The organism is Streptomyces sp. (genome assembly GCF_031178505.1).
Classification (GTDB): domain Bacteria; phylum Actinomycetota; class Actinomycetes; order Streptomycetales; family Streptomycetaceae; genus Streptomyces; species Streptomyces gulbargensis.
In genome coordinates this window covers 1-5,945 of the sequence record NZ_JAPSIW010000441.1, presented here as the reverse complement: position 1 = coordinate 5,945, position 5,945 = coordinate 1, and the positions used below count along the sequence as shown (strand labels likewise).

Here is a 5,945-nt window from a genome sequence, read left to right as displayed (position 1 = left end):
GGCCGGGGCGAGGTACTCGATGAGCAGGGCGACGCCGACCGGGATGCGGGAGATCGAGGCGAAGTAGAAGGCCTGGACACCGGCGACGGCGAGCAGGCCGAAGCCGGCGAGCAGGGCCGGTTTGCGACGCAGGAGGGCGCGGTGGCGCCAAGCCACCGGGAGCATGACGAGCGCGGCGCCGGCGACGCGGAGCCAGACGACGTGCAGCGGGTCGAGACCCGCTTCGATGAGCGGCTTGGCCGCCACTCCCGAACCACCGAATGCGAGGGCCGAGGCCAGGCGAGTCCCAGGCCGGCGCTCCTCCCCTGAGACGCGTGCATCGGGCCATCATGACAGGAGGCGGTCAGCAGCGTCACCTCCGTCACGCCTGTTGAGACGCCCCCTTGTGGGACGGTTCGCCCGCCGCCGGAAGGGCCTCGATCCGCCCCGGGGACCGCCCTTCGATCCGGTCGCCGGTCCGCCCCGCCACCCGGGACGCGATCCGCTCCTCGGCGCGGGCGGCCAGGACCACGGGGTCGACACCGGCTCCGCGCAGCACCTCGGCGGCCCGGCTCTCGGGGTCGGCGGCCACGACGGCGAGCACGTCGAGGCCGCGGGCGTGCTCCTCGCCGCGCGCGGCGGCCCTGCGGAAGGCCTCCTCCAGGACGGTGGCGGCCGCGGGTGACCAGGCGGAGCCCCGGCCTCCGGCCCCGGTCGCCGCGCGCACGGCGGGGAGGGCCCGGCGGACGGCGGACTCCTCGACCGAGCGCTGCCAGCGCAGGCCGTAGCCGATGGACCGCTGGACGAGATAGCCGAGGACCCGGGCCCGCTGGTGGCCGCTCTCGAAGGCGGCGCCGGCCTCGGGGTCCGACTCGACGAGCGCGTGCAGGAGGTGCGCGGTGTCGATCTGACGGTCGCCGTCCCGCAGCGCCCTGCGGCGCGCGCCCGTCACGACGGTCGCGAGCACCGGGGCGAGTCCGGCCGCGAGATCCCCCCGCGGGGCGGGGGGCTGTCGCGGGAACCGTACGGCGGACGGGGTGCCCGCCCGGGGAGCGGGGGCGGCTCCCGGCCCCACCCCTTCGACCGGCTCCACCACGGCGACCGGCCGCGTTCCTTCGGCCGCCCCCATCCCGTCCGTCGCCACTCCGTCGTCCTGCCGTACGGCGCCGGCCGCCTCCGGCGCGGCGGACTGCCCGGGGTGCGCCTGCGGCGGGGCGGGCGGGTGCGGGGGCCGGCTCGCGCGGGGAGCCGGATGCGGAACGGGACTGTGCACCCTTTCACCTCATCAGCCCCGGCGCCCGGGCACATCGCCGGTGAGGAGCATGTCCGCATCCCACCGGAGTGGGGTACGGGCGCACGGTTCCTCCTCCTTACGGATGAGATCACGTGAGTTCACCCACAGGGGCGCGCGCCGCCTTGCGTGGCGCCGCCCCGGCAACCACGCACCCCGTCCCGCGCGTCCCCTCCCATGTGTTCTGGATGGTGGGCCTGCCCGCACGTGACGGGCGGCAGTACGTGTACCGGGTCTACGCCCCGCGCGACGCGCTGCGGGCCGACCTGTTCTGGGCCGCGTACCACTGCCACGAGGACGAGGGCGCGCCCCGGGCCTCGGACTCCTTCGACTCGGCCGAGATCTGGTGGATCGGCCACGGCGCGGGTCCGGCCGCGGCGGAGCTGACGGCCCACCGCAACTGACGGGCCGTCGGCGGGCGGGGCCGCGGCCGCCTCAGTGCTCGTCGGCCAGGATGAGGTACAGCTTCTTGCGGGCGTCGTTGAGCACGTCGACCGCCTTCTGCCGCTGCTCGGCGCTGCCGGTCTTCCAGACCTGCCCGAACGCCTCCATCAGACCGAAGCCGGCCTGCCGGATCTCGTTCACGGCCTCCCAGTCGACACCGCGCCCGGCCTCCTCCCACGGGGCCTCGGGTCCCGAGCCGGCCTCGGCGCGTCCGGCCTCGGTGAGCGTGAACAGCTTCTTGCCGCCCTCGCTCTCGCTGACGATCAGCCCCTCGTCCTCCAGCATCTGGAGGGTGGGGTAGACCGAGCCGGGGCTGGGCTTCCACGCCCCGCCGCTGCGGTCGCCGATCTCCTGGATCATCTCGTAGCCGTGCATCGGGCGGTCCTTCAGCAGGGCCAGGATCGAGGCCCGCACATCGCCGCGCCGCGCCCGCCCGCGGCCTCCGCCGCGCCCGCGCCCCCCGCCGAAGGGACCGCCGCCGAAGCCCGGCCCGAAGGGGCCGAAGGCGGCGCGGCGGCCGTCGACGTCACCTCGGGGCCCGGGTCCGCGGTGTCCCCGTCCGGGGCCGTGTCCGTATCCGTGTCCATGAGAACGCATCGCAACGCTCCTTCCTTCGGTTCTCCTTCTGTGAACTGTCGCGATGCTTCAACGATATATCGGTAATGTGGGCGAGGCAAGCGATGGGCCGGTCCAGTGGTCCGGGATTGGCCTTGGCCGGTGTCCCGGCCGCACGGGTACGGTCCGGGGCATGCGGATCCGAATCGTCGACGCCTTCACCGACCAGCCCTTCTCCGGCAACCCGGCCGGGGTCCTGCTCCTCGAGTCCTTCCCGGAGGACGACTGGCTCCAGGCCGTGGCGGCCGAGGTCAACCTCTCCGAGACGGCCTTCGCCCATCCCCTCCCCGCCGGCGGCGAGGCGGACTGGGCGCTGCGCTGGTTCACCCCGACCACCGAGGTCGACATGTGCGGCCACGCCACCCTTGCCACCGCCCACGTCCTGCGCTCCACCGGCCGGGCGGACGGCCCCGTCCGCTTCGCGACGCGCAGCGGGGTTCTCGGTGCCACCGCGGAGGCCGACGGCGCGATCACGATGGACTTCCCGACCTCCTCCCACACGCCCGTCGCCGCTCCCGAGGGCCTCGCGCGGGCGCTCGGCGCCGAGGTGGTCGCCGTCCACGACACGGCCGCCCACCTCGGCGACCTCCTGGTGGAACTCCGGGACGAGACGGCCGTCAGGTCCCTCGCCCCCGATTTCGCCGCCCTGAAGGGCATGTCCTCGCGCGGGGTCATCACGACCGCCGCCGCCCGACACCCGGACGCGGGTTACGACTTCGCCTCGCGCTGCTTCTTCCCCGCCGTCGGGATCGACGAGGACCCGGTCACCGGCAGCGCCCACACGGCGCTCGCCCCGTACTGGTCGGCCCGGTTCGGACGGGACGATCTGACCGGCTTGCAGGGCGGCGCCCGCACCGGCTTCGTACGGACCCGGCTGCGCGGCGACCGCACGCTCCTCACCGGGCACGCGCGCACCGTCGTGGACGGCGAGCTGCACGCCTGACGGACCGGCCCCCGTGCCGTACGGCGAAGGGGCGTACGGCACCGCGCCGTACGCCCCTCCGTCACACGCCCGCCGTCAGACGGTCGGCAGCCACCCCACCTCGCCCGCCAGCAGTCCGTAGCCGACGAAGGCCACGATGTCGAGCAGGGCGTGCGCCACCACCAGCGGACCGACCCGCCCCCAGCGCCGGTAGAGGAGCACGAAGACGACGCCCATGACGACGTTGCCGACGAAGCCGCCGACGCCCTGGTAGAGGTGGTACGAGCCGCGCAGCACCGAGCTGGCCGCCAGCGCCGCCACCGGCGACCAGCCCAGCCCGTCCAGACGGCGCAGCAGGTAGCCGACGACGATCACCTCCTCCACCACGGAGTTCTGCACCGCGGAGAGGATCAGGACGGGGTACTTCCACCACACCTCGGGCAGCGATTCCGGCACCACGGTCAGGTTGAAACCGGACGCCCGCGCCGCCAGGTAGAAGGCGAGGCCCGCGCTGCCGATCGCGGCGGCGACCAGCGTCCCGCGCCCGAGATCCGGCCAGGGCCGCGTCCGGTCGAAGCCGATCGCGCGCATCCCGGCGCCCTCCCGCAGCAGCAGGTGCGCCACGAGGAGGACGGGCACCAGCGCCGTGGCGATGCCGAACAGCTGCCAGGACAGGTCGAGCCACGGCCGTCCCGGCGCGTACGAGCCGTTGAGCGTGGCCGCCTGTTCCTTGAGCGATCCGGGCCTGGTGAGCGAGCCGACGAAGCTGATGAGCGAGGACACCGCGCTCGCGCCGAGCGAGAGGGCCAGCACGAGAAGCGTCTCGGAGCGCAGGAAGCGCGGCGGCGGCCCCTCGGCCGGCAGGGGTTCGCTCATCCGTCGTTCCGACACCACCACACCCGTCTCCCGTTCCCGGTCACGCCCCGAGCACGACCACCCTGACATGATCGCGCACGCGTCGGCGGCACCGGAGCGGGAGACGGGCCGGCCGCGTCAGCCGGTCCCCACCGGCCAGGTGTGCACGGGTTCGCCGGTCAGCGTCAGTTCCCGGTAGCGGCGGGTGGTCGCGGCGAGCGCCGCCTCGCGGTCCAGGCCGTCACCCAGCGCCTTGTGGAAGGTGTCGGCCTGCCAGGAGGCGCCGTTGACCCGCCGCAGACAGCGCTGCTCGATCACCCCGAGGTAGAAGTCCCGGTCGGCCGGCTCCACGTGCCAGGCGTCGAGCCCGGCCGCGGCGAGCGGCAGCAGCTCGTCCAGGACGAGCCGTACGGCGGGCAGGGTGGTGACCCCGCCGGCGCGCCCCTGCCGGGGCCAGCGCAGCTCCGCCTCGATGCCGTGCCGGCAGGCGGTGTCGAAGTTGGCCTCCGCGTCCGCGAACTCCATCCGCCTCCACACCGGGCGGGGGTCGTCGGCGAGCGAGCGCACGAGGCCGTAGTAGAAGGCCGCGTTGGCGATGACGTCCGTGACGGTGGGCCCCGCGGGCAGCACCCGGTTCTCCACCCGCAGGTGGGGGACGCCGTCGACCCAGCCGTACACGGGGCGGTTCCAGCGGTAGACGGTTCCGTTGTGGAGGACGAGTTCCTGGAGGCGCGGCACCCGGCCCTCGTCGAGGGCGAGCAGGGGGTCCTCGTCGTCGCAGATCGGCAGCAGGGCGGGGAAGTAGCGCACGTTCTCCTCGAAGAGGTCGTACGCCGAGTCCACCCACCGCTCCCCGAACCAGGTGCGCGGCCGTACGCCCTGGGTCTGGAGTTCGGGCGGCCTGGTGTCGGTGGCCTGGAGGAAGAGGGGCGGCCTGGACTCGCGCCACAGTTCGCGGCCGAAGACGAAGGGGGCGTTGGCCCCCAGGGCTATCTGGACGCCGGCCACGGCCTGGGCGGCGTTCCAGACGGCGGCGAACCGGGCGGGCGTGACCTGGAGGTGCAGCTGGACGGAGGTGCAGGCCGCCTCGGGGACGATCGACTCCGAGGTGCACAGGAGCCGTTCGACGCCGTGGATGTCGAGGGTGAAGTCCTCCCCGCGCGCGGCGAGGATCTGGTCGTTGAGCAGCGTGTAGCGGTCGGCCGCCGAGAGGTTCTCGAAGACCAGATCCCGCTGGGCGAGCGTGGGGAGTATGCCGATCATGAGCACGCCCGCGTCGAGTTCGGCGGCCTTGCGGTCGGCGTATCCGAGGCTCGTCCTCACCTCCTCGGCGAGCCGGTCGAATACCCGGCCGGCGAGGCGGTGGGGGGCGATGTTCACTTCCAGGTTGAACAATCCGAGTTCCGTCTGGAAATCGGGGCTCGCGATCTTCTGGAGAACGGGTCCGTTGAGCATGCGGGGCAGTCCGTCGGCGCCCGCGAGATTGAGTTCGATCTCCAGTCCCATGAGATTTCGCGGACGGTCGAACCTCTTCTCCGCCAGCAGTCTCGCGAGTCCCGCGAGACACTGCTGGAGTTTCGTGCGGTACCGCTGCCGGTCGGACGGGGCGAACCCGTCCGCCACGACTTTCTCCCCCATCTAAGGGTCCCTCCCGCCCTGGGCGGCCGCCACGACGGCCGCGTGTCACGGACGATTGTGCCCACCCCGCTGATCCACAACCCCTGCGCGCGAAGCCGTCGGCGGTTAGGCTGCACCGGGCACTCCACCGGCACGGTCCGAGGACACTCCGCGTCGTCATATACCAATGTCATATTGCCTTGCCGAGTGGGGTCGTCATTC

Annotated in this window: 6 protein-coding genes and 1 pseudogene; 2 read left to right on the top strand and 5 right to left on the bottom strand. The window is 73.5% G+C overall.

Annotated elements, in window-relative coordinates:
- A pseudogene (locus RIF68_RS24635) lies at positions 1–320 on the bottom strand (EamA family transporter); the annotation flags it as partial.
- A 41-nt stretch (positions 321–361) separates the two neighbouring features.
- Positions 362–1,108 (bottom strand): Clp protease N-terminal domain-containing protein, encoded by a 747-nt coding sequence (locus RIF68_RS24630; RefSeq protein WP_375165106.1) that lies wholly within the window; start codon positions 1,106–1,108, stop codon positions 362–364.
- A gap of 341 nt (positions 1,109–1,449) precedes the next feature.
- Between RIF68_RS24630 and RIF68_RS24625 the strand changes: the two genes are divergently transcribed.
- Positions 1,450–1,674, top strand: a complete 225-nt coding sequence (locus tag RIF68_RS24625) for a hypothetical protein (protein ID WP_309053484.1) — start codon at positions 1,450–1,452, stop codon at positions 1,672–1,674.
- 31 nt (positions 1,675–1,705) lie between these two features.
- Here the strand turns inward: RIF68_RS24625 and RIF68_RS24620 are convergent, their stop codons facing one another.
- A complete protein-coding gene (locus RIF68_RS24620; RefSeq protein WP_309053483.1) occupies positions 1,706–2,311 on the bottom strand; it encodes a PadR family transcriptional regulator in 606 nt (201 codons plus the stop codon).
- Positions 2,312–2,462: 151 nt separating this feature from the next.
- Here RIF68_RS24620 and RIF68_RS24615 point away from each other — a divergent pair, with 151 nt between their 5' ends.
- The gene (locus RIF68_RS24615; RefSeq protein WP_309053482.1) at positions 2,463–3,272 is read left to right on the top strand and encodes a PhzF family phenazine biosynthesis protein; all 810 of its coding nucleotides are present in this window, start codon (positions 2,463–2,465) and stop codon (positions 3,270–3,272) included.
- Between the two features lie 75 nt (positions 3,273–3,347).
- Here RIF68_RS24615 and RIF68_RS24610 read toward each other — a convergent pair whose 3' ends face one another.
- Both RIF68_RS24610 and RIF68_RS24605 read right to left on the bottom strand, forming a co-directional pair.
- Positions 3,348–4,127 carry a CPBP family intramembrane glutamic endopeptidase gene (locus RIF68_RS24610; protein WP_309053481.1) on the bottom strand — a complete coding sequence of 260 codons (780 nt, stop codon included), beginning with the start codon at positions 4,125–4,127 and terminating at the stop codon, positions 3,348–3,350.
- Between the two features lie 117 nt (positions 4,128–4,244).
- The gene (locus tag RIF68_RS24605; protein WP_309053480.1) at positions 4,245–5,744 is read right to left on the bottom strand and encodes a glutamate--cysteine ligase; all 1,500 of its coding nucleotides are present in this window, start codon (positions 5,742–5,744) and stop codon (positions 4,245–4,247) included.
- Positions 5,745–5,945 lie beyond the last annotated feature (201 nt).